Source organism: Pseudomonas sp. NFPP28 (assembly GCF_900115535.1).
GTDB lineage: Bacteria > Pseudomonadota > Gammaproteobacteria > Pseudomonadales > Pseudomonadaceae > Aquipseudomonas > Aquipseudomonas extremorientalis.
Map to the genome: position 1 here is coordinate 158,134 of NZ_FOWT01000012.1, position 21,726 is coordinate 179,859.

Annotated in this window: 20 protein-coding genes; 12 read left to right on the plus strand and 8 right to left on the minus strand. The window is 61.3% G+C overall.

Annotated elements, in window-relative coordinates; all coding sequences use genetic code 11:
• The first annotated feature begins 69 nt into the window (after positions 1-69).
• Both BM110_RS27525 and BM110_RS27530 read left to right on the plus strand, forming a co-directional pair.
• Positions 70-1,728 (plus strand): nitrite/sulfite reductase, encoded by a 1,659-nt coding sequence (locus tag BM110_RS27525; protein ID WP_071490673.1) that lies wholly within the window; start codon positions 70-72, stop codon positions 1,726-1,728.
• Positions 1,712-2,206, plus strand: a complete 495-nt coding sequence (locus tag BM110_RS27530) for a DUF934 domain-containing protein (protein ID WP_048727764.1) — start codon at positions 1,712-1,714, stop codon at positions 2,204-2,206. The genes BM110_RS27525 and BM110_RS27530 overlap by 17 nt, the downstream gene beginning before the upstream one ends.
• Before the next feature lie 105 nt (positions 2,207-2,311).
• Here BM110_RS27530 and BM110_RS27535 read toward each other — a convergent pair whose 3' ends face one another.
• The gene (locus BM110_RS27535) at positions 2,312-2,725 is read right to left on the minus strand and encodes a MerR family transcriptional regulator (RefSeq protein WP_093514529.1); all 414 of its coding nucleotides are present in this window, start codon (positions 2,723-2,725) and stop codon (positions 2,312-2,314) included.
• A 71-nt stretch (positions 2,726-2,796) separates the two neighbouring features.
• Here BM110_RS27535 and BM110_RS27540 point away from each other — a divergent pair, with 71 nt between their 5' ends.
• Together BM110_RS27540 and poxB are read left to right on the plus strand one after the other, a co-directional pair.
• The gene (locus tag BM110_RS27540) at positions 2,797-4,029 is read left to right on the plus strand and encodes an NADH:flavin oxidoreductase/NADH oxidase family protein (protein WP_093514530.1); all 1,233 of its coding nucleotides are present in this window, start codon (positions 2,797-2,799) and stop codon (positions 4,027-4,029) included.
• A gap of 77 nt (positions 4,030-4,106) precedes the next feature.
• A complete protein-coding gene (gene poxB, locus BM110_RS27545) occupies positions 4,107-5,831 on the plus strand; it encodes a ubiquinone-dependent pyruvate dehydrogenase (protein WP_071490676.1) in 1,725 nt (574 codons plus the stop codon).
• Positions 5,832-5,876: 45 nt separating this feature from the next.
• Here poxB and BM110_RS27550 read toward each other — a convergent pair whose 3' ends face one another.
• Positions 5,877-6,434, minus strand: coding sequence for an NADPH-dependent FMN reductase (locus BM110_RS27550; protein ID WP_093514531.1), 558 nt, complete (start codon positions 6,432-6,434; stop codon positions 5,877-5,879).
• 228 nt (positions 6,435-6,662) lie between these two features.
• Here BM110_RS27550 and BM110_RS27555 point away from each other — a divergent pair, with 228 nt between their 5' ends.
• On the plus strand, positions 6,663-6,899 hold the full coding sequence (locus BM110_RS27555) for a hypothetical protein (RefSeq protein WP_058426290.1): 237 nt from the start codon (positions 6,663-6,665) through the stop codon (positions 6,897-6,899).
• Positions 6,900-6,960: 61 nt separating this feature from the next.
• Here the strand turns inward: BM110_RS27555 and BM110_RS27560 are convergent, their stop codons facing one another.
• Positions 6,961-7,305: a hypothetical protein gene (locus BM110_RS27560; protein ID WP_093514532.1), complete on the minus strand. Its 345-nt coding sequence runs from the start codon at positions 7,303-7,305 to the stop codon at positions 6,961-6,963.
• A gap of 109 nt (positions 7,306-7,414) precedes the next feature.
• Between BM110_RS27560 and BM110_RS27565 the strand changes: the two genes are divergently transcribed.
• Positions 7,415-8,308: a LysR substrate-binding domain-containing protein gene (locus tag BM110_RS27565; protein WP_092248871.1), complete on the plus strand. Its 894-nt coding sequence runs from the start codon at positions 7,415-7,417 to the stop codon at positions 8,306-8,308.
• On the opposite strand, the gene BM110_RS27570 is transcribed toward BM110_RS27565, so the two are convergent.
• From BM110_RS27570 to BM110_RS27590, 5 genes are all read right to left on the minus strand, one after another.
• Positions 8,305-8,886, minus strand: coding sequence for a GNAT family N-acetyltransferase (locus tag BM110_RS27570; protein ID WP_083351445.1), 582 nt, complete (start codon positions 8,884-8,886; stop codon positions 8,305-8,307). The two genes, BM110_RS27565 and BM110_RS27570, sit on opposite strands and share 4 nt — an antisense overlap.
• An 8-nt stretch (positions 8,887-8,894) precedes the next feature.
• Positions 8,895-11,150: an Orn/Lys/Arg family decarboxylase gene (locus BM110_RS27575; protein ID WP_071490681.1), complete on the minus strand. Its 2,256-nt coding sequence runs from the start codon at positions 11,148-11,150 to the stop codon at positions 8,895-8,897.
• 203 nt (positions 11,151-11,353) lie between these two features.
• Complete coding sequence (gene dnaQ / locus BM110_RS27580; protein WP_165447934.1) at positions 11,354-12,094, minus strand: DNA polymerase III subunit epsilon; 741 nt, start codon at positions 12,092-12,094, stop codon at positions 11,354-11,356.
• Positions 12,095-12,164: 70 nt separating this feature from the next.
• Positions 12,165-12,617 carry a ribonuclease HI gene (gene rnhA, locus BM110_RS27585; protein ID WP_003173571.1) on the minus strand — a complete coding sequence of 151 codons (453 nt, stop codon included), beginning with the start codon at positions 12,615-12,617 and terminating at the stop codon, positions 12,165-12,167.
• 30 nt (positions 12,618-12,647) lie between these two features.
• Positions 12,648-13,406, minus strand: a complete 759-nt coding sequence (locus BM110_RS27590; RefSeq protein WP_071490683.1) for a class I SAM-dependent methyltransferase — start codon at positions 13,404-13,406, stop codon at positions 12,648-12,650.
• 65 nt (positions 13,407-13,471) lie between these two features.
• Between BM110_RS27590 and gloB the strand changes: the two genes are divergently transcribed.
• The 6 genes from gloB (at position 13,472) to BM110_RS27620 (ending at position 21,726) form a co-directional block, all read left to right on the plus strand.
• On the plus strand, positions 13,472-14,239 hold the full coding sequence (gene gloB / locus BM110_RS27595) for a hydroxyacylglutathione hydrolase (RefSeq protein ID WP_092248864.1): 768 nt from the start codon (positions 13,472-13,474) through the stop codon (positions 14,237-14,239).
• 98 nt (positions 14,240-14,337) lie between these two features.
• The gene (locus tag BM110_RS27600; RefSeq protein ID WP_092248861.1) at positions 14,338-15,753 is read left to right on the plus strand and encodes a lytic transglycosylase domain-containing protein; all 1,416 of its coding nucleotides are present in this window, start codon (positions 14,338-14,340) and stop codon (positions 15,751-15,753) included.
• Between the two features lie 210 nt (positions 15,754-15,963).
• Positions 15,964-17,793: an extracellular solute-binding protein gene (locus BM110_RS27605; protein WP_093514533.1), complete on the plus strand. Its 1,830-nt coding sequence runs from the start codon at positions 15,964-15,966 to the stop codon at positions 17,791-17,793.
• Positions 17,790-19,628: an extracellular solute-binding protein gene (locus BM110_RS27610; RefSeq protein ID WP_092248855.1), complete on the plus strand. Its 1,839-nt coding sequence runs from the start codon at positions 17,790-17,792 to the stop codon at positions 19,626-19,628. Before BM110_RS27605 ends, BM110_RS27610 begins: the two co-directional genes overlap by 4 nt.
• The gene (locus BM110_RS27615) at positions 19,629-20,705 is read left to right on the plus strand and encodes a microcin C ABC transporter permease YejB (RefSeq protein WP_025857226.1); all 1,077 of its coding nucleotides are present in this window, start codon (positions 19,629-19,631) and stop codon (positions 20,703-20,705) included.
• Between the two features lies 1 nt (position 20,706).
• Positions 20,707-21,726 carry an ABC transporter permease gene (locus BM110_RS27620; RefSeq protein ID WP_012723835.1) on the plus strand — a complete coding sequence of 340 codons (1,020 nt, stop codon included), beginning with the start codon at positions 20,707-20,709 and terminating at the stop codon, positions 21,724-21,726.

Sequence of the window (21,726 nt, forward strand, 5' to 3'; positions counted from 1 at the left end):
TGGTATCGTGCGCCGGCTCCGTTGGGAGTGCGCGGCCGTGCGCGCAGATTTGCCGAGAACAGGACCTATATGTACGTATACGACGAATACGATCAGCGCATCATCGAGGACCGCGTCAAGCAGTTCCGTGATCAGACCCGACGCTATCTGGCAGGTGAACTGAGCGAAGAAGAGTTCCGCCCTCTGCGCCTGCAAAATGGCCTTTATGTTCAGCGCTTTGCGCCGATGCTGCGGGTGGCCGTGCCTTATGGCCAACTGACGTCGCGCCAGGTACGCATGATGGCCAAGATTGCCCGCGACTACGACAAAGGCTACGCCCACATCAGTACCCGCCAGAACGTACAGTTCAACTGGCCGGCCCTGGAAGACGTGCCGGATATCCTGGCCGAGCTGGCCACCGTGCAGATGCACGCCATTCAGACCAGCGGTAACTGCCTGCGCAACGTGACCACCGACCAATTCGCCGGTGTCGCCGCCGACGAGCTGATCGACCCACGCCCGTGGTGTGAAATCGTGCGTCAGTGGACCACCTTCCACCCCGAATTCGCCTACCTGCCGCGCAAGTTCAAGATCGCCATCAATGGCTCGACCTCAGACCGCGCGGCCATCGAAGTGCACGATATCGGCCTGGAGCCGGTGTACAACGCGGCCGGCGAGCTGGGCTTCCGCGTACTGGTGGGCGGCGGCCTCGGCCGTACCCCGGTGGTCGGCGCATTTATCAATGAATTCCTGCCATGGCAGGACCTGTTGAGCTACCTCGACGCGATCCTGCGGGTCTACAACCGCTACGGCCGTCGAGACAACAAGTACAAGGCCCGGATCAAGATCCTGGTCAAGGCGCTGACCCCAGAGGTCTTCGCCCAGAAAGTCGATGCCGAGATGGAACACCTGCGCGGCGGCCAGACCACCCTGACCGAAGCTGAAGTGCATCGTGTGGCCAAGCACTTCGTCGACCCTGAGTACAAGGTCTTGAGCAATCAGGACGCCGAGTTCGCCGCGCTGGATAAAGAACATCCAGGCTTCGCCCGCTGGCGTGCCCGCAATACTCTGGCGCACAAAAAGCCGGGTTATGTGGCGGTGACCTTGTCGTTGAAACCTACCGGCGTAGCGCCGGGCGATATTACCGACAAACAGCTGGACGCCGTCGCCGACCTGGCCGAGCGCTACAGCTTCGGTCAACTGCGCACCTCCCACGAGCAGAACATCATTCTCGCGGACGTTGAGCAGAGCCAGTTGTTCACTCTGTGGGGCGAGCTGCGCGAAGGCGGTTTCGCCACGCCGAACATTGGCCTGCTGACCGACATCATCTGCTGCCCGGGCGGCGATTTCTGCTCCCTGGCCAACGCCAAGTCGATCCCGATCGCCGAATCGATCCAGCGCCGTTTCGACGACCTGGACTACCTGTTCGACATCGGCGAGCTGGACCTGAACATCTCCGGCTGCATGAACGCCTGTGGTCACCACCACGTCGGCCACATCGGCATCCTGGGCGTGGACAAGAAAGGCGAAGAATTCTACCAAGTGTCCCTGGGTGGCAGCGCCAGCCGCGATGCGAGTCTGGGTAAGATCCTTGGCCCATCCTTCGCCCAGGAAGCCATGCCCGAGGTGATCGGCAAGCTGATCGACGTGTACATCGAACAGCGCACCGAAGATGAGCGCTTCATCGACACCTACCAGCGCATCGGCATCGACCTGTTCAAGGAGCGCGTCTATGCAGCGAATCATTAAGAACAACGAAGTCCTCGACGAAACCTGGCACCTGCTGCCCAAGGACGCGAGCTTCGACGGCATTTCCAACTGCGACGACCTGATCGTGCCGTTGGCCCTGTGGCGCGAACACGGCCACGCCCTCAAGGCCCGCGACGGCGGCCTGGGTGTGTGGCTGGACGCCGATGAAGAAGCCGAGGAGATCGGCGACGACGTGGAACACTTCCAGGTCATCGCCCTGAACTTCCCGGCCTTCACCGACGGTCGCAACTACTCCAATGCGCGCCTGCTGCGTGACCGCTACGGTTACAAGGGGGAGTTGCGTGCGATTGGCGACGTGCTGCGCGACCAGCTGTTCTACCTGCGCCGCTGCGGGTTCGATGCCTTCGCCCTGCGCGCCGATAAAGACCCGTACGAAGCACTGGAGAGCCTCAAGGACTTCTCGGTGACGTACCAGGCGGCAACGGATGAGCCGTTGCCGTTGTTCCGCCGGCGCTGAGTATCAAAGGTGGGAGGGGGCTTGCCTCCGATGGCGGTGGATCAGTCAATGAATCTGTTGACTGGCCCTCTGCTATCGGGGGCAAGCCCCCTCCCACATTGGCATCTACTTGCTCTGTAGACCGGTCTTGATCGACGCCAGCACCTGCTTCTGCCCCATCGAACACGGCACCCCTTCCGGCTGCGCCTGCACTGCCTCGATCACACCCAGTAGTTGCGCCTTGCTGTGGGCCAACTGCGCCTGCATGGCCTCAATCTGCTCCACCTTGCGCTCCAGCGCTTCAAGCAACGCCTCACGCTTGTGCTCCCCTGGCGCGGGCATCAACGCCTTGAGTTCCTGCAAGGTGAACCCGGCCTGTTGCGCGCTCTGGATCAATTGCAGGGTCTGCAATGCTTCGGGTGCATAGCGTCGATAGCCATTGGCCTGCCGCCCCACTTGGCTGATCAGGCCCTGCGCCTCATAGAACCGGATACGCGACGCCGCCAGCCCACTCTGTTTTGCCAGTTCTCCAATATTCATCGAACTACCTGCTTGACCTTAAAGTTACCTTTAAGCTTAGCCTGAGGCTTCCCCTGCTCAGGAGTCAACTCATGTCGCCCTTTGAAACCCTGCAACTGCCCAATGGCCAAGTCCTTTCCAACCGTATCGCCAAGGCGGCGATGGAAGAGAACATGGCGGACGCCCGGCAAGCGCCCTCCCCCGAGCTGAAGCAGCTCTACACGGCCTGGGCCGATGGCGAGCCGGGCCTGTTGATCAGCGGCAACGTGATGGTCGACCGCCGCGCCATGACCGGCCCCGGCGGCGTTGCCCTTGAGGACGAGCAGCAACTGCAGCGCTTTCGCGAATGGGCCGACGTGGCGCGGCGCAAGAACGTGCACTTCTGGGTGCAACTCAGCCATCCTGGGCGCCAGACACCCGCCAACCTGCGCCAGCAGGCCATTGCACCGTCCGCCGTGGCGCTCGACCTCGGCGGTTTCTCGAAGATGTTTGCCACGCCCAAGGCCATGACCGAGGCCGACATCCAGGACGTGATCCAGCGCTTCGCCACCAGCGCCCGCCTGGCCGAGAAAGCCGGTTTTACCGGCGTACAGATCCACGGCGCACACGGCTACTTGCTCAGCCAATTCCTGTCGCCGTTGAGCAACCAACGTACGGATCGCTGGGGCGGTTCACTGGAGAACCGTGCACGCCTGCTCCTGGACGTGATCCGTGCGGTCCGCACCAGTGTCAGCCCGTCGTTTTGTGTGTCGGTCAAACTCAACTCCGCTGATTTCCAGCGCGGTGGGTTCGAAGAAGCGGATGCACGCGCCGTGGTCGAGATGCTCAATCCGCTGTCCATCGACCTGCTGGAATTGTCCGGCGGCAGCTATGAAGCACCGGCCATGCAAGGCGAAGCACGGGACGGCCGGACCCTGGCCCGGGAGGCGTATTTCCTCGAATTCGCCAGCGAAGTCGCCGCCATTGCCCAGATGCCCGTCATGGTCACCGGCGGCATCCGTCGCCTGCCCATCGTGCAACAAGTGCTCGACAGCGGTATCGCCATGGCCGGCATCGCCACCGCCCTGACGCTGGAACCGCAACTGATCCAGCACTGGCGCGAAGGCCGCGACCCCAACCCGCAACTCAAACCCATCGACTGGAAGCGCAAGCCCCTGGCATCCCTGGCCATTCTCGCCGTGGTGCGCTACCAGATGCGCCGCCTCAGCCGCGGCCATCTGCCCAAGACCCACGTCGCACCTTGCATGGCGCTGGTGCGTGACCAATGGTTTCTGGCCCGGCGCACCCGGCAATACCGCGCGGCCATGACGCAATCTTCACATTAAAGGCGGAGCATTCGCCGTGATCGAACTGTCCCCTATTGATCAGCAGTTTTTAACCTCACTGACGATTGGAGTTCTTCATGGCGAAAATCAACCTGGCCCAGCAATTGGCGACCACCCTTGAACAGGCGGGCATCAAGCGCATCTGGGGCCTGACCGGCGACAGCCTCAACGGCCTCACCGACGCGCTGCGCACCATGGACAGCATCGAGTGGATGCACGTGCGCCACGAAGAAGTGGCGGCGTTCGCCGCCGGTGCCGAAGCGGCTGCTACTGGCGAGCTGACGGTGTGCGCTGGCAGTTGCGGGCCGGGCAACCTGCATTTGATCAACGGACTGTTCGATTGCCATCGCAACCATGTGCCGGTGCTGGCGATTGCCGCGCAAATTCCATCTTCAGAGATTGGCCTGAACTACTTCCAGGAAACCCATCCCCAGGAACTGTTCAAGGAATGCAGCCACTTTATCGAGCTGGTCACCAACCCCGAGCAGATGCCCCAGGTACTGCATCGCGCCATGCGTTCGGCGATCCTCAATCGCGGCGTGGCCGTGGTGGTCATACCGGGCGATGTATCGCTGCTGGAGGTCGAGGACAAACTCAAGCCGTGGCCCGCCCTGCATGCACCGCGTACGCTGCCAGCGGAACAGGACCTGCAACGCCTCACCGATATCCTCGAAAACAGCCGCAAGGTCACCCTGCTGTGCGGCAGTGGGTGTGCCGGAGCCCATGATCAAGTGGTCGCCCTCGCCGACGCACTGGGCGCCCCCGTGGTACACGCGCTACGTGGCAAGGAGCATGTGGAGTGGGATAACCCGTTCGACGTCGGCATGACCGGCCTGATCGGTTTCAGCTCCGGCTACCACGCCATGCTCGACTGCGACACGCTGATCATGCTCGGCACCGATTTCCCTTACCGCCAGTTCTACCCCACCGACGCCAAGATCATCCAGGTCGACCGCAACCCACAGGCACTCGGTCGACGTGCCACGCTGGACCTGGGTATTGCCGCCGACGTCAGCGAAACCGTCGCGGCGCTGCTGCCAAGGTTAACGCGCAAGACTGATCGCAGCTTTCTCGAAACGTCCTTGAAGCATTATGAAAAAGCCCGTCAAGGGCTGGACGACCTGGCCCAGCCGTCGAAAGCCAACCGGCCGATTCACCCACAGTACGTGGCACGCCTGCTCAGTGAGTTGGCGGATGACGATGCGATCTTCACCGCCGATGTCGGCTCTCCCACCGTGTGGGCAGCGCGCTATTTGAAGATGAACGGCAAGCGCCGCCTGATCGGTTCGTTCAACCATGGTTCGATGGCCAATGCCATGCCCCAGGCCATTGGTGCGCAGGCGGCATTCCCGAATCGCCAGGTGATCTCGATGTCGGGTGACGGCGGTTTCGCCATGCTGATGGGCGACTTTATCTCGCTGGCGCAACTGAAGCTGCCAGTCAAAGTCATCGTATTCGATAACTCGTCCCTGGGCTTTGTCGCCATGGAAATGAAGGCGGCGGGCTACCTGGACGCCGGCACCGAGCTGAAAAACCCGGATTTCGCCGCCATGTCCAACGCCATGGGCATCCTAGGCATTCGCGTGGAGCAATCCGAAGACCTGGAACCGGCCCTGCGCCGCGCCCTGGCCCATGACGGCCCGGTGCTGGTGGATGTGGTCACCGCCACTCAGGAATTGGTGATGCCGCCGACGATCAAGCTGGAACAGGCCAAGGGGTTCAGCCTGTACATGCTCAAGGCGGTGATGAGTGGGCGTGGCGATGAGGTGATCGAACTGGCACGCACCAACTGGCTGCGCTGAACCCAGCGTGGGAGCTTGCTCCCACTGCTGGACCTGATTGCCCGATCAAGCGAGCTGTTTTTCGACCCATGTACCGTAGGCATCGATGAAGGCCTGCAGGAACGGTCTGGTCTTCTCGGACACCTTGCCCGCCTCATCGAACACACTGCCCGCGCCGCCCAGGTAGGCCTCCGGCTGCTGCATGCACGGCACATCGAGGAATACCAGGGACTGGCGCAGGTGATGGTTGGCGCCAAACCCGCCAATCGCACCCGGCGATACGCTGATGATCGCCCCCGGCTTGCCACTCCAGGCGCTCTGCCCGTACGGCCGGGAACCCACGTCGATGGCATTCTTCAACGGGGCCGGGACGGAGCGGTTGTATTCCGGGGTCACGAATAACACCGCGTCGGATGAGCTCACCTGTTTGCGGAAAGTACTGTAGGCTGCCGGCGGTGATGCTCCGTCAATGTCTTCGTTGTAGAGCGGCAAATCGCCAATTTCCACAATGTTCAACTTCAGGTTGGCAGGGGCCAGTTCAGCCAATGCCAGGGCAACCTTGCGGTTGATCGAGTCTTTTCTCAAGCTGCCGACCACGACGGCGATGGTGTAGACCTTGCTCATTGGGGCTTCCCGACGTCTGACTAAAGGAGCTTGTAGTTATAAAGTCTTCGCGATGGGTTCACCAGAAGGTTTTTGATAATCCTGCGGGCACCTGCATTGCGCAGCATCATGTAGGAAGCATCTGAAAACATCGGCGAATAGTATTTTTATTCCGTAAGTAAACTACCCAGCTCCATGACGGTCTACAGAACCGCAAATCGAGTGTTTATCTCCAGAGGTTCTAAACAGATGGCAGCAGTACTAGTCGGACAGTTTCATGCCAGAGACGCAGAGGGACGCGTGTATTCGGTGCATGAGTTCCAGGAATCCAACCCGGCGCAAGGCGACCTGGCTGGCTCGGCACCTACCATTACCTACAAGCTGGCCATTGGCGACCGTGTAGAGAAACTGGAAGGCGACGAATTCAAGCTGATCCAGTCGGGCACCATTCTCGTGCGCGAATCGCAAACCACCCTCGCGTCATAAGATCCCGCCTTATCCACCTGCTCAGTCCTGGCCATTGACGGCGTTGACTGGGCTGGGGTGATCACGGGCGACGGATCTCGGTGACTTCAATGCCCTGCTCGCCCTCGACCTTCTTCACGGTCACCACCAATCGCCCCCGCTCACCCTCCACCGCGAACATGGAACGCTGGTAGCCCGCCGTGTTGTAGCCTGGGTGCGCCACCACCTGCCTGAGCAGTTCAATACCCAACACCGCCCCCACCTGTTCGATGACCTGTTCCTGGGAACGGATAAACGCTTCAAGTGCCAGGTTTTCCGGCGCGGTTTCGTTTTGACTGTTGAAGAGATAAGCAGCCACGCACCCTACGGTCACCAGGACCAGCAGTTGCTTGACCGTTACCCCGAGGAATATCGAGGGTAGAGGCATGTGAGACCAGACCTGTTTTTGTTGTTAATGCCGGCAGCCGGCTTTGGTCGTTAATGATCAGCGAAGCCATTCTATTGAATACCCGGCGCGCTGCACATAGACTCCGGCGATGCGTTTACGTCATATCGAAGTGATTCAGGCCATCTTGCAGACCGGACACCTCGGCACGGCCGCCGAGTGGTTGCAACTTCCCGTGGGCGATGTGGACGCGGCGCTCAAGGACGCCGAGCAACAGCTCGGCTTCATGTTGTTCGCCAGTGTGCGCGGGCGTTTGCAAGCTACCCGGGAAACCCTGGAACTGCAGGCGGAAATTGCCCATGTGTATGAGGCCCTGGAGCCGGTGCAACGCCTGGCCAGCCGCCTGAAAAACCATCATGCCCCTGCCCTGCGCGTGCTCTGCACACCGCCGCTGGCCAATCAGCTGTTGCCGCACAGTATTGCGGTGCTGCGCCGACGCTTCCAGGACACGCCCTGCAACCTGTCGAGCCAACCCACCCGGGAGATCATCAGGAGCCTGCTGCTGCACGAAGCCGACGTGGGTTTGAGCCTGCATGACCCGGAGCACCCGCAGATCCACTGCACCGTACTCGCCCAGGGCAAGCTGCAACTGCTGGCCCCCCATGGTTGGCTCAAACCCAAGCAGAAGTACATTGCGCTGCAGGACCTCGCCGGACAATCGATGATCGGCCTGGAGGGCCAGGACCCGCTCAGCCGCCTGCTGGACGCCAAGCTGCAAGCCTTGCGCCCGCTGCCGGTGGTGCAGACGCGGGTGCAGACCTACCAGATGATGCGCAGCATGGTGGAAGCAGGCGAAGGCCTGGCGGTGGTCGACCCGTTCACCGCGTTCGGAGCCCGCGAGGCCGGGCTGGATGCGTGCCCGGTGTCGCCACCGATCATGATCAGCCTGTATGCGCTGACCCTCAAGGATGGCCCGACCTCCCCGGCGCTGAATGCGCTGCTGGAGATCGTGACGCAGAAGGCCGAGGGTTTGTTGGCGGGTTAAGCGTTGCCGGCTTCGCTCTTGAACAACCGATACCAGAATATCGCCACTTCGCGGGTCTGCGGGTCGATACCGCGATAGCGCAGATGGTCGATGCCGCCCATCACATAGCCGCAACGCTCGTACAAGCGGCAGGCACCGAGGTTGTTGTTCTGGGTTTCGAGCATCATGCCGGGGAGGTTTTTCTTGCGACTCCAGAACTGCGCCACATCCAGCAACGCCTTGGCTACTCCGTGGCGGCGCGCAGGCAAGGCCACCGCCAACTCGTCGACATGGGCAAAGCCGTTCCAGTTGGTGCTGACCACGATGTGCCCCACCGCCCGGTCGTCCAGGTAGGCCATGAAGATCGCACTGTCGGGCGCGTCACGGAAACTGGCGAACTCCTCAGGGTCAATGCCGTAGCACTTGCGGTACGGCAAGATACGCTCCACGGGCCATTGATCGACCCGCTTGCCCATCTGCGGCTCACCGTAGGCGCTGACCTCAAAGCTGAAGTCATTGCCCCACACATAGGCATCAAAGCCTTCATCTGCGACCCGCACACTGAGTCCGGGATACTTCGGGTTCATTACAGCCTGCATAAACATCCTTAACCCTTGATGCAATCGACGGTGTAACAACGACCGCTGCCATCATCCTCGTGTTGCAACCCATGAACATCGGCGACAAAACCGGGGAAACTGCTATCGAACGTCCGGGCAAACGCCAGGTAGTCGATGATCGAGCGCGTCGACTCGGTAAAGCGCTCGCCCGGCATGATCAACGGAATGCCGGGCGGATAAGGCACCAGCATCACGGCTGCGATGCGTCCTGGCAAGGCGTCGATGGAAACCGCCTCCACTTCGCCCCTCACCAATTGGTCGTAGGCGTCGGCGGGCTTCATCGCGATTTCCGGCAATACGGTGTACATGCGCTTCAAATGCCTGGCCGTGGCGTTGCTGCGATAACAGCTGTGCAACTGGTCACACAGGTCGCGCAAGCCCAGGCTTTGGTAGCGCGTCGGCCCTTGGGCAAACACCGACGGCAAACAACTGGCCAGGCTGATATTGGCGTCGTAACTGCGCTTGAATTCCAGCAATTCGGTGAGCAAGGTACTCCATTTACCTTTGGTAATGCCCATGGAGAACAGCACGAGGAAGGAATACAGCCCGGTCTTTTCCACTACCAGGCCACGCTCCCAGAGGAACTTGCTGACCACCGCCGCCGGGATCCCGCAATCGCTCAAGGCACCGCCGGCATTGAGACCGGGCATTACCAGGGTCACTTTGATCGGGTCGAGCAGCACGTAGTCCTCGGCTACATCACCGAAGCCATGCCAGTCATCCTGGGGATGCAATAACCAATCCGCGGTGGCGACCTTGTCGATCCCCGCCACCGACGGTGGCTGCCAGATGGAAAACCACCAGTCCTCGGCGGCGATATGCTGGCGCAGATTGGCCAGGGCGCGGCGGAAGCTCAGCGCCTCATCAAACATCTCCTGCAACAGCGAACGCCCGGCCGGGCCTTCCATCATTGCCGAAGCCACGTCCAGGGAGGCAATGATGCTGTATTGCGGCGATGTGGAGATATGCATCATGAACGCCTCGTTGAAACGGTCACGGTCCAGTTGGCGGGCACCGCCGTCCTGCACATGGATCATCGAAGCCTGGCTGAAAGCTGCCAGCAGTTTGTGGGTGGAGTGAGTGGTAAACACCAGCGGGCTGTCCGCCGTGCGCGAGGTGCCCATGCCGTAGCGCCCGGCGAAGAACTCATGAAACGCCGCGTAGGCGTACCAGGCCTCGTCAAAATGCAGCACCTCGACGCTGTTACCCAATTGCTGCTTGATCAGCTCGGCGTTGTAGCACAGGCCGTCGTAGGTGGAATTGGTGACCACCGCCATTTTCACTTTCGGCGGGCGGCCACGGGTCAAGGGACTGGCGTCGATCTTGGCGCGGATCGACTCGGGGCTGAACTCGCTCAGGGGAATCGGACCGATGATCCCCAGTTCGTTGCGCTCCGGGCACAGGTACAGCGGGATGGCGCCGGTCATGATGATCGAATGCAGCACCGACTTGTGACAGTTGCGGTCCACCAGCACCAGGTCATCGCGCCCGACCATGGAATGCCAGACGATTTTGTTGGCGGTGGAGGTGCCGTTGATGACGAAGAACGTATGGTCGGCGCCAAAGTTACGCGCAGCACGGGCTTCGGCTTCGGCCAGCGGCCCGGTGTGATCCAGCAGCGAACCCAGCTCGGGCACCGAGACCGATAGATCCGAGCGCAGTGTGTTTTCCCCGAAGAACTGGTGGAACGCTTGCCCCACCGGGCTTTTGCGATAGGCCACACCGCCGCCATGGCCCGGTGTGTGCCAGGAATAGTTCGAATCAGCCGTGTGCTGCACCAGCGCCTTGAAGAATGGCGGCAACAGACCATCCAGATACGTACGTGCCGCACGGGCGACTTGCCGGGCGAGAAACGGCACGGTGTCTTCGAACAGATACAGGATGCCGCGTAACTGGTTGAGTTCGCTCATGGCGTCGGCAGGCGCGTTTTCCAGGGTGACTTGCTCCCCCAGGGCAAAGATCGGCAGGTTGGGCGCCCGCAGCCGCGCCAGGCGGATCAGCTCGACCATGTTCTGTAGAAGGTGGGTGTTTTCGCCAGCGCCTTCGGCGGCGATCAACATGCACGCCAGGCCATGATGGGTAGACGCCACCAGCCTGCCTTCGGCGTAGTCCACCGCGGAAAATATAGAAAAGCCCTCTTGCTCCAACTCCCGGGCGATGCCTCGGACCCGGTCACCGGCAACGGTGTCGGCCTTGATGTCGCGGTGCACGATCAGGACGGGAAACTTCAGGTCTTTATACATGTGTGCTTGTCGTCCTGAGGGCTATGCACTCAAGGGTAGAAGCTTGGCGGCCATGACGCGAATGAAGATTGACAGGCAATTGAAATCAATTGTGGGAGGGGGCCTGCCCGCGATAACGGTACATCAGTCAACACAGGTTTCGACTGGCCTGCCCCTATCGGGAGCAAGCCCCCCCCACAGTTCCAATCGAGTTCAGCCAGGGGTTATTGCTGGGTCAGTTGGGTCCATAATGCCGGCGCGCCCGCCGATTTGGCGATCGCTTCGAGCCGAGCCGCGTGTTCCGCGAGGTCCTGTTCGCTGGCGCGGATGATAGTGGTCGGCTTGCGATCAGCCGGCAGTCGGCGGATTTCCGAAGGACGGTTGCCCGAGCCTTCCGCCGAACCGCTGCCATCGGAGGCGTTGCCCGCCAGGGACAGGCTGGTCTGCCCGCCGGTCATGGTCAGGTAGACGTCAGCGAGAATCTCGGAGTCGAGCAAGGCGCCGTGGAGCTCACGGCCGGAGTTGTCGACGCCATAACGTTTGCACAGGGCGTCGAGGCTGTTGCGCTGACCCGGGTGGCGCTCACGGGCCATCATCAGGGTATCGAGGATCGAGCAGTGCCGGGAAATGTCCGCGCGATCGGTCTGCCCCATCAGGGCAAACTCGTTATTGATGAAGCCGACGTCAAACGCCGCGTTATGGATGATCAACTGGGCACCGTTGATGAATTCGAAGAACTCATCGGCGACTTCGGCGAAGCGCGGCTTGCCCTTGAGAAATTCGTCAGTGATGCCGTGGACGGCGATTGCGCCTTCGTCACTGTCGCGGTCCGGTTGCAGGTAGACGTGGAAGTGACGGCCGGTCAGGCGACGCCCCATCAATTCGACACAGCCGATTTCAATGATCCGGTGACCGTCGGTCACCGGCATGCCGGTGGTTTCGGTATCGAGTACAACAGATCGGATGGCCATCAGGGTTCAGCTCTCAACGGTTTGGTGTATTTCAAAGGGCGCGATGTTACCACGTGAGTCGCCTTCAACTCTGCTTGTAGCCCCGCACTTCATCCACGCCACGGTTGGCCAACTGGTCAGCACGCTCGTTGCCGGGATGGCCGATGTGGCCGCGTACCCATTTCCAGGTGATGTCATGGCGATTGCATTGCTCATCGAGCAATTGCCACAGGTCGGCATTTTTCACCGGTTCCTTGGCGGCGGTTTTCCACCCGCGCTTCTTCCAGTTGACCATCCACTCGTTGATGCCCTTCATCACGTATTGCGAGTCGGTCACCAGCAGCACATTGCAGCGGCGCTTGAGTTCTTCCAGGCCACGAATGGCGCCCATCAGCTCCATGCGGTTGTTGGTGGTGTTGGCCTCACCGCCCCACAACTCCTTCTCCACGCCCTTGCACACCAGCAACGCGCCCCAGCCGCCGGGGCCCGGGTTGCCCTTGCAGGCGCCATCGGTGAAGAGTTCTACGCTATCGGTCATCGGTTGCTCGGTATCAATTCAAAAAGAGGATTACGCATCGCTTTGCTTGCGGTTGACCTTGGCCATCGGCAATGGCACCAGCTTGCCCATCGGCTCGCGGCGCACCTGCTGCAACGGGCGCAGCCCGACCGCGATCTTGCGCGCCACCAGCAGGTAAAAGCCGCCACCGGACAATTGCCAGGCGCCGGCCCGGCGTTCCCAGCCGGCCAGGCGGCCCTGCCACTTGGTCGACGCAAGCGGCGGACGATAGCACCCGAAGCGGCGTTTCTCCAGCGCGAAGCCCAGCAGGTTCAGCCAGTCGCCCACCCGCTGCGGCGAGATGCAGCGCGCCTGGCGCAGGCCGTCATGGGCGAACACATGGCGCAGGCCCCAACTGCTCCAGGGGTTGATCCCCACGATCAGCAAATGGCCACCGGGCCGTACGCTGCTCGCCGCCTCGCGCAACAAGCCGTGGGGCGACAGGCAGAAATCCAGCCCGTGCTGCAACACCACTACATCGGCAGCATGCTCGCTCAACGGCCAGGCCTGTTCCTCGCACACGATCTCCACGCCTGGCAACGGTGCCCCCAGGCGAACATTGCGTTGCACCTGCGGCGCGCAGGGCGGCGTTTCGGCCGAGGGGCCGTAGTGCACCAGATAGCCACCAAAGAACCGGCCCAGCTCGTCTTCGAGCATGCGCCGTTCTTCGTCCAGCAGAAATTGCCCGATGGGACCGGACAGCCACTCGCGGGCCGCGCCGATCAGGGCCAGCCACTCAGGATCGGCCTGGGCGAACGCTTTATCAGTCATTGCATTCTCCAACTCGCCTAGACGTTCTAAGATGCACCAATGTGTTCAGCTTGGCGAATCGAAGAATGATACAGATCAGTGCCCTGCCCGCCTTCACCGATAACTACATCTGGTTGTTACAGGACCCTCGCACCCAACGCTGCGCCGTGGTCGACCCCGGCGATGCCGCGCCCGTGCTGGCCTGGCTCGAACAGAACCCTGGCTGGAGCCTCAGCGACATCCTGATCACCCACCATCACCACGATCACGTCGGCGGTGTCGAACAGCTCAAGCGTGAGACCGACGCCAAGGTCTACGGCCCGGCCAACGAGAAGATCCCGGCGCGGGACGTGGCGTTGCACGATAACGACCGCATCACGGTACTCGGCTGGGACTTCGACATCTATAGCGTTCCCGGCCATACCCTGGGCCATATCGCCTTTTATCACCCGGGCGTGCTGTTGTGTGGCGACACCCTGTTCGCCGCCGGTTGCGGGCGCCTGTTCGAAGGCACGCCGGAACAGATGCACAGCTCCCTCGAGCGCCTGGCCGCCCTGCCCGCCGATACCCTGGTGTACTGCACCCACGAATACACGCAGAGTAACCTCAAGTTCGCCCAAGCTGTGGAACCGGACAACACAGATATAGCCGAACGAGTGGAGAACGTACGCCAACTGCGGGCCAGAGGCGAGATCACGCTGCCTTCCAACCTGGCCCTGGAAAAGCTGACCAACCCCTTTCTGCGTACCTCTGAAACATCCGTTAAACAAAAAGCGGACGAACGGAATGGCCGTGACAACCGCTCTGGGGCCGAGGTGTTTGCTAGCTTGAGGGCTTGGAAAGATAAGTTCTAAAGGGAAGCAATCTGATACGCAATTTCTGAATGGTTGACCGGAACCCAACGGGTTTCTAGAATCGCCCGACATTTTTGCCCGGAACTTACTTCCAGCCAATGTCGTCATCTATTCGTAAATCCAACCATTCAGACGCATTGACCCGCCTGGCTCAAGCTGTGGCGGTGGCTGTGTCCGCCACACTGGCGGGCTGCCAATCAAGCAATTTCACCGCACAATCCACCGTGCAACCCAAGCCAAACCTCACCGCCAAAATCAAACAGAAACCCGTTATCTGGCTTTCAGAAAAACCGGCTCCCGACGTACCCCAGGATGTTTGGGAACGCATGCGCCGGGGCTTTCAACTGCAGGAGGGTCTAGGTGTCAACCCGCGTATCGAGCAACAGCGCCTGTGGTTCGCCAGCAACCCGTCCTTCCTGGAGAATGCCGGAGAACGCGGCAGCCTCTACATTCACTACATCGTCGAACGTCTCGAAGAACGCAACATGCCCCTGGAGCTGGCGCTGCTGCCAGTGATTGAAAGTGCCTACAATCCGATGGCCTATTCGCGCAGCGATGCGGTCGGCCTCTGGCAGTTCATCCCCTCCACCGGGCGCTACTTCAACCTGCGCCAGACCCGTGCCTACGATGGCCGTCGCGACATCACCGCCTCCACCACCGCCGCCCTCGACTACCTGACCCGCCTGCATGACATGTTCAACGGCGACTGGCTGCTGGCCCTGGCCGCCTATAACGCCGGCGAAGGCACGGTGAGCCGGGCCATCGAGCGCAACGAGAAGCTCGGCCTGCCGACCGACTACTGGAACCTGCCCCTGCCCCAGGAAACCAAGGACTACGTGCCCAAGTTCCTGGCGCTGTCCCAGGTGGTGCTGGCACCCGAGGCCTACGGCGTCAACCTGAACCCGATTGCCAACCAACCTTACTTCGAAGTGGTGGAAGTCAAGCAGAGCATGGACCTGTCACGGGTTGCCGCGCTGGCCGAGATCGACGAAGACGAACTGTTCCAGCTCAACCCGGCGCTGAAACAACGCACCACCCTGGATGGCCCGCAGCATTTGCTGGTGCCCAGTTCCAAGGCGCAACTGCTGACCAGCACCCTTTCGACGATGAAGCCTGAAGAATTGCTGGCGATGCGTCCGAAAAAGCAGGTGTTCGACGAGGTCGAGACCGCACGGGTGGCCGGGCGTACTCGCAGCTACAAGGTACGCACCGGCGACAACCTGACGCTGATCGCCAAGGCCAATAAGGTCGACGTACATGACCTGCAACGCTGGAACAAGCTCAACGGCCAGGCCCTCAAGGTCGGCCAGACCCTGGTAATGCAGGACACGCGCAAGCTGGTGGCCAAGGCCGACAGCAAGAAACCGGTGCAATACAAGGTCAAGAAAGGCGACTCGCTGTACATCGTCGCCAAGCGCTTCAATGTCGAGATGCAACACCTCAAGCGCTGGAACCCGCGTACCGGCCAGGCCCTGAAGCCTGGGCAGATGCTGGTGGTCTCCGGGCCACGCTAAGGCCTCTGGAACAATGGGGACCCCATGTGGGAGGGGGCTTGCCCCCGATAGCGGTAGGCCAGCCAATGAATCTGTTGGCTGGTGTGTTGCTATCGGGGGCAAGCCCCCTCCCACATTGTTTCTGCGTCAATCCAACGGCCTTTTTCCAACCGGAACAAGCTGTTACTGTACCGATCATAAAGCCCAAGCCGCCTGGATCGGATCTCTGACTTGAAGCGTCCCCTCCTTCTACTAATAAGTCTGGCCTTGAGCTTTGCAGCGAACGCGACGATTACCGAGAGCCACGGTTATGCGCAGTTCGGCAGCCTCAAGTACCCGGCCAAATTCACCCACTTCGATTGGGTAAACCCTGCAGCGCCGAAAGGCGGGACATTGCGGGTCATGGCCTTTGGCACTTTCGACACCCTCAACCCCTATACCTTCAAGGGCTCCAGCCCGGTTTCCACGCCGAACTTCCTGCAATATGGCGTCAATGAGCTGAATGAGCCCTTGATGGTCGGCACCGGCCTGTATGCGCCCTCCGGCGATGAACCCACCTCCAGCTATGGGCTGATCGCCCAATCGGTCGAGTACAGCGAGGACCGCAGTTGGGTGGTGTTCAACCTGCGTCCCGAAGCGCGCTTTCACGATGGCAAGCCGATCACGGCGTATGACGTGGCGTTTTCCTATCGCACCTTGCTGACCGAAGGGCACCCGCAATACCGCACCAACCTGCAGGAAGTGGCGCGGGTGGATATCCTCAACCGCCACCGCATCCGCTTTGTGTTCAAGCGTGCCGGCAACCCCTTGCTGATCCTGCGCCTGGGCGAGTTGCCGGTATTGCCCCAGCACTACTGGAAAAACCGCGACTTCAAGGCCACCACCTTCGAACCACCCCTGGGCAGCGGTCCCTACCGCATCAGCAAGGTCACGCCCGGACGGCAACTGGTGTTCGAACGGGTCAAGGACTACTGGGGCAAGGACCTGCCGGTCAACCAGGGCTTCTATAACTATGACAAGGTCGAGGTGGAGTTTTACCGCGACAGCGATGTGGCCTTCGAAGCCTTCAAGGCCGGTGAATTCGATATCTATATCGAGCACCAGGCCAAGAACTGGGCCAATGGCTACAACTTCCCGGCGGTGAACCGGGGTGACGTGATCAAGGCGCAGATCGCCCACCAAATCCCGACACAGAGCCAGGGTCTGTTCATGAACACGCGGCGGCCCACATTCAGCCAAACCAAGGTGCGCGAAGCCCTGGGGCTGATGTTCGACTTCGAGTGGACCAACCGCACCCTGTTCAGCAGCGCGTACAAGCGCACCTTGAGCTACTACCCCAACAGCGAATTCGCCGCCACCGGCGTACCCACCGGCCGTGAATGGCTGATGCTCTCGCCCTACCGCGAGCAGTTGCCGGCCAACCTGTTCACGCAAGCCTTCAGCCTGCCCCAGACCGACGGGCGCGGCATCCCTCGCGAGACCATGCGCCGCGCGCTGGCCCTGCTCGGCGAGGCTGGCTGGAAGCTGTCCGGGCAGCGCCTGGTCAACAAGGATGGCCAGCCGCTGCGTTTCGAGATCCTGCTGGTCAACCCGAACCTGGAGCGCATCCTGCAGCCCTATGTCGAGAACCTGATCAGCATCGGCGTCGACGCGCGCCTGCGTACCGTCGACCGTGCCCAGTACAAGCAGCGCCTGGACCAATTCGACTTCGACATGATCCTGATCACCCTCAACCAGACCTTGAGTCCGGGCCTTGAGCAGTGGCAGTACTTCCACTCCAGCCAGGCCGCGATCAAGGGCAGCAAGAACTACGCAGGCATCAACAATCCGATTGTCGATCACCTGCTGGAACAACTGCTGGCCGCCAAGACCCGCGAAGAGCAACTGGCCGCCGGCCGTGCCCTCGACCGGGTGCTGCTGTGGCAGCACTACAGTATTCCCAACTGGTACCTCAACTATCATCGCCTGGCGTACCGCAACCGGTTCGCCTTTGTCACCACGCCGCCCTACAGCCTGGGCCTGAGCGCGTGGTGGCTGAAAGCTTCGGAGAAAGCCCAATGATATCTTTGCGTACTGCCCTGCTCGGCAGCCTGCTGCTGTGCACTGCGGCCCAGGCCGCCCCGCAACATGCGTTGACGCTGTACAACGAACCGCCGAAATACCCCGCCGACTTCAAGCACTTCGACTACGTCAACCCGGACGCGCCCAAGGGTGGCACGTTCCGCGAGTCGGCCATGGGCGGCTTCGACAGCCTCAACCCCTATATCAGCAAAGGTGTACCGGCCGACAATCTGGGCCTGATCTACGACACCCTGGCCATGCAAAGCCTGGACGAGCCCATCACCGAATACGGCCTGGTGGCCGGCAAGATCGAAAAAGCCCCGGACAACAGCTGGGTGCGCTTCTACCTGCGCCCGGAAGCACGCTTCCATGATGGCCACCCGATCCGCGCCGAGGACGTGGTATTTACCTTCCAGGAACTGATCAAGGAAGGTTCACCGATCTACCGCACTTATTACGCCGACGTCGACGAAGTCATCGCCGAAGACCCGCTCAAGGTTCTGTTCAAGTTCAAGCGCACCAACAACCGCGAATTGCCGCTGATCCTCGGACAACTGCCGGTATTGCCCAAGCATTGGTGGGCCACCCGCGACTTCGCCAGGGGCAATCTGGAAATACCGCTGGGCAGCGGGCCGTACAAGGTCGCCGAGGTCAAGGCCGGACGCATGATCCGCTACGAGCGGGTCAAGGATTACTGGGCCAAGGACCTGCCGATCACCAAGGGTTTCTACAATTTCGACAACCGCATCACCGACTACTACCGCGACAGCACCGTGTCCCTGGAAGCCTTGAAGGCCGGGCAGTTCGACTACTGGCTGGAATTCAGCGCGAAGAACTGGGCCAACGCCTACAACATCCCCGCTGTTGCCCAGGGCCGGCTGATCAAGGAAGAAATCCCCAACGGTAACCCCACCGGGATGCAGGGGTTTGTGTTCAACATGCGCAAGCCGATGTTCCAGGATGTGCGCGTGCGCAAGGCCATCAGCCTGTTGCTGGACTTCGAGTGGAGCAACAAGCAGCTGTTCAACGGCGCCTATACCCGTACGCGCAGTTACTTCGAAAACTCGGAAATGGCCGCCACCGGCCTGCCCGGCCCGGATGAACTGGCGATTCTCGAGCCCCTGCGCGACAAGATCCCGCCCGAAGTCTTCACCCAGGCCTTCGAACCCTCCAGGACCGACGGCAGCGGCATGATCCGCGCCCAGCAACGCGAGGCCTACCAACTGCTGCAGGAAGCCGGCTGGCGCATCGTCGATGACAAGATGGTCGACACCACTGGCAAACCGGTAACCATCGAATTCCTGCTGGCCCAGACCGAATTCGAACGCATCCTGCTGCCGTTCAAGCGCAACCTGGCCGACCTGGGCATCGACCTGGTGATCCGCCGGGTCGACGTGTCGCAGTTCATCAACCGTATCCGCTCGCGGGACTTCGACATGCTGGTGGGCAGCTTCCCGCAGTCCACTTCACCGGGCAACGAACAGCGCGAGTTCTGGAAATCGTCCAGCGCCGACAAACCCGGCAGCCGCAACTACATGGGTCTCAAGGACCCGGCCATCGACCAGTTGGTGGAAGAGTTGATCGACGCCGATTCACGCAAAAGCCTGGTGGCCCATGCCAAGGCCCTGGACCGCGTGTTGCAATTTGGCTACTACGTGATCCCCAACTGGCACATCAAGACTTTCCGCGTGGCGTACTGGGATCACCTGGGCCACCCGAAAGTCCCACCGCGCTACGACGTCGGCACGGCCACCTGGTGGGCCAAGCCCGACGTCAAACCGGCCGTCATCCCGGACACTAACACGAGCGCCGATCCGGCGAGCGGAGGCGATTAAATGCTGGCCTATATCTTTCGCCGCCTGTTGCTGATTATCCCGACGCTGTTCGGGATCCTGCTGATCAACTTCGTCATCATCCAGGCCGCCCCCGGTGGCCCGGTGGAGCAGATGATCGCCAAGCTCGAAGGCTTTGAAGGCGCCACCAGCCGCATTGCCGGCGGCGGCGCCGAGGTATCGGTGGCCGGCTCCAGCAGCTACCGCGGCGCTCAGGGCCTGGACCCGGCGCTGATCAAGGAAATCGAGAAAATGTACGGCTTCGACAAGTCGGCGCCGGAACGTCTGTGGATCATGGTCAAGAACTACGCCCAGCTGGATTTTGGCGACAGCTTCTTCCGCGACGCCAAGGTCATCGACCTGATCAAGGAAAAGATGCCGGTGTCCATTTCCCTCGGGTTATGGAGCACGCTGATCATGTACCTGGTGTCGATCCCCCTGGGGATCGCCAAGGCCACGCGGCACGGCAGCCATTTCGACGTGTGGACCAGCTCGGCGATCATCGTCGGCTACGCGATCCCGGCCTTCCTGTTTGCGATCCTGCTGATCGTGGTGTTTGCCGGCGGCAGTTACCTGGACTGGTTCCCCCTGCGCGGGCTCACCTCCAACAACTTCGATGAACTGAGCTGGGGCGGCAAGATCCTCGATTACTTCTGGCACCTCGCGCTGCCCATCACGGCCCTGGTGATCGGCAACTTCGCCACCATGACCCTGCTGACCAAGAACAGCTTCCTTGACGAGATCAACAAGCAGTATGTGATCACCGCCAAAGCCAAGGGCCTGACCAACCACCGCGTGCTCTACGGCCACGTGTTCCGCAACGCGATGCTGCTGGTGATCGCCGGTTTCCCCTCGGCCTTCATCGGGATCTTCTTCACCGGCTCATTGCTGGTGGAAGTGATCTTCTCCCTCGACGGCCTGGGCCTGATGAGCTTTGAAGCGGCGATCAACCGCGACTACCCGGTGGTGTTCGGCACGCTGTTCATCTTCACCCTGCTGGGGTTGATCGTGAAGCTGATCGGCGACCTTACCTACACCCTGGTCGATCCGCGGATCGACTTTGCCAGCCGGGAGCATTGAGATGAACCTGTCCCCCCTCAATCGCCGCCGGTTCGAACGGTTCAAGGCCAACAAGCGTGGCTGGTGGTCGCTGTGGCTGTTCCTGATCCTGTTCGTGCTGAGCCTGGGCGCCGAGCTGATCGCCAACGACAAACCCCTGGCCGTGCACTACGACGGCGGCTGGTACTTCCCGGCGCTCAAGCGCTACCCGGAGACCACATTCGGCGGCGAATTCCCTCTGGAGGCCAACTACAAGAGCCCGTACATCCAGGAACTGCTCAAGGCCAAGGACGCCTGGACGTTGTGGGCGCCGATCCCGTTCAGCTACCAGAGCATCAACTACGACCTCAAGGTGCCGGCCCCCGCGCCGCCTTCCAGCGTCAACCTGCTGGGCACCGATGACCAGGGCCGCGACGTGCTGGCGCGGGTCATCTACGGCTTCCGCGTGTCGGTGCTGTTTGCCCTGACCCTCACCGTGCTCAGCTCGATCATCGGCGTGATCGCCGGGGCCCTGCAGGGCTTCTATGGCGGCTGGGTCGACCTGGCCGGGCAGCGTTTCCTGGAGATCTGGTCCGGGTTACCGGTGCTGTACCTGCTGATCATCCTCGCCAGTTTCGTGCAGCCCAACTTCTGGTGGCTGCTGGGGATCATGCTGCTGTTCTCGTGGATGAGCCTGGTGGACGTGGTGCGCGCCGAGTTCCTGCGTGGGCGTAACCTGGAATATGTGCGGGCGGCGCGGGCGCTGGGCATGCAGAACGGCGCGATCATGTTCCGCCATATCTTGCCCAACGCGATGGTGTCGACCATGACCTTCATGCCGTTCATTCTCACCGGCGCCATCGGTACGCTTACCGCCCTGGACTTCCTCGGCTTCGGTTTGCCCGCCGGTTCGCCGTCGCTGGGTGAACTGGTGGCCCAGGGCAAATCCAACCTGCAAGCGCCGTGGCTGGGCATGAGTGCCTTTGCCGTGCTGGCGATCATGTTGAGTTTGCTGGTGTTTATCGGCGAGTCCGCTCGCGATGCCTTCGACCCGAGGAAATGA

Bases quoted from the DNA above. Each gene is read 5' to 3' on its own strand.
- BM110_RS27570 (WP_083351445.1), bottom strand. From the start codon at position 8,886: ATGCAGGCTGTAATGAACCCGAAGTATCCCGGACTCAGTGTGCGGGTC.
- BM110_RS27600 (WP_092248861.1), top strand. From the start codon at position 14,338: ATGTCGTCATCTATTCGTAAATCCAACCATTCAGACGCATTGACCCGC.
- rnhA (WP_003173571.1), bottom strand. From the start codon at position 12,617: ATGACCGATAGCGTAGAACTCTTCACCGATGGCGCCTGCAAGGGCAAC.
- BM110_RS27610 (WP_092248855.1), top strand. From the start codon at position 17,790: ATGATATCTTTGCGTACTGCCCTGCTCGGCAGCCTGCTGCTGTGCACT.
- BM110_RS27620 (WP_012723835.1), top strand. From the start codon at position 20,707: ATGAACCTGTCCCCCCTCAATCGCCGCCGGTTCGAACGGTTCAAGGCC.
- BM110_RS27615 (WP_025857226.1), top strand. From the start codon at position 19,629: ATGCTGGCCTATATCTTTCGCCGCCTGTTGCTGATTATCCCGACGCTG.
- gloB (WP_092248864.1), top strand. From the start codon at position 13,472: ATGATACAGATCAGTGCCCTGCCCGCCTTCACCGATAACTACATCTGG.
- BM110_RS27560 (WP_093514532.1), bottom strand. From the start codon at position 7,305: ATGCCTCTACCCTCGATATTCCTCGGGGTAACGGTCAAGCAACTGCTG.
- BM110_RS27550 (WP_093514531.1), bottom strand. From the start codon at position 6,434: ATGAGCAAGGTCTACACCATCGCCGTCGTGGTCGGCAGCTTGAGAAAA.
- BM110_RS27590 (WP_071490683.1), bottom strand. From the start codon at position 13,406: ATGACTGATAAAGCGTTCGCCCAGGCCGATCCTGAGTGGCTGGCCCTG.
- BM110_RS27535 (WP_093514529.1), bottom strand. From the start codon at position 2,725: ATGAATATTGGAGAACTGGCAAAACAGAGTGGGCTGGCGGCGTCGCGT.
- BM110_RS27530 (WP_048727764.1), top strand. From the start codon at position 1,712: ATGCAGCGAATCATTAAGAACAACGAAGTCCTCGACGAAACCTGGCAC.
- BM110_RS27540 (WP_093514530.1), top strand. From the start codon at position 2,797: ATGTCGCCCTTTGAAACCCTGCAACTGCCCAATGGCCAAGTCCTTTCC.
- poxB (WP_071490676.1), top strand. From the start codon at position 4,107: ATGGCGAAAATCAACCTGGCCCAGCAATTGGCGACCACCCTTGAACAG.
- BM110_RS27575 (WP_071490681.1), bottom strand. From the start codon at position 11,150: ATGTATAAAGACCTGAAGTTTCCCGTCCTGATCGTGCACCGCGACATC.
- BM110_RS27555 (WP_058426290.1), top strand. From the start codon at position 6,663: ATGGCAGCAGTACTAGTCGGACAGTTTCATGCCAGAGACGCAGAGGGA.
- BM110_RS27565 (WP_092248871.1), top strand. From the start codon at position 7,415: ATGCGTTTACGTCATATCGAAGTGATTCAGGCCATCTTGCAGACCGGA.
- BM110_RS27525 (WP_071490673.1), top strand. From the start codon at position 70: ATGTACGTATACGACGAATACGATCAGCGCATCATCGAGGACCGCGTC.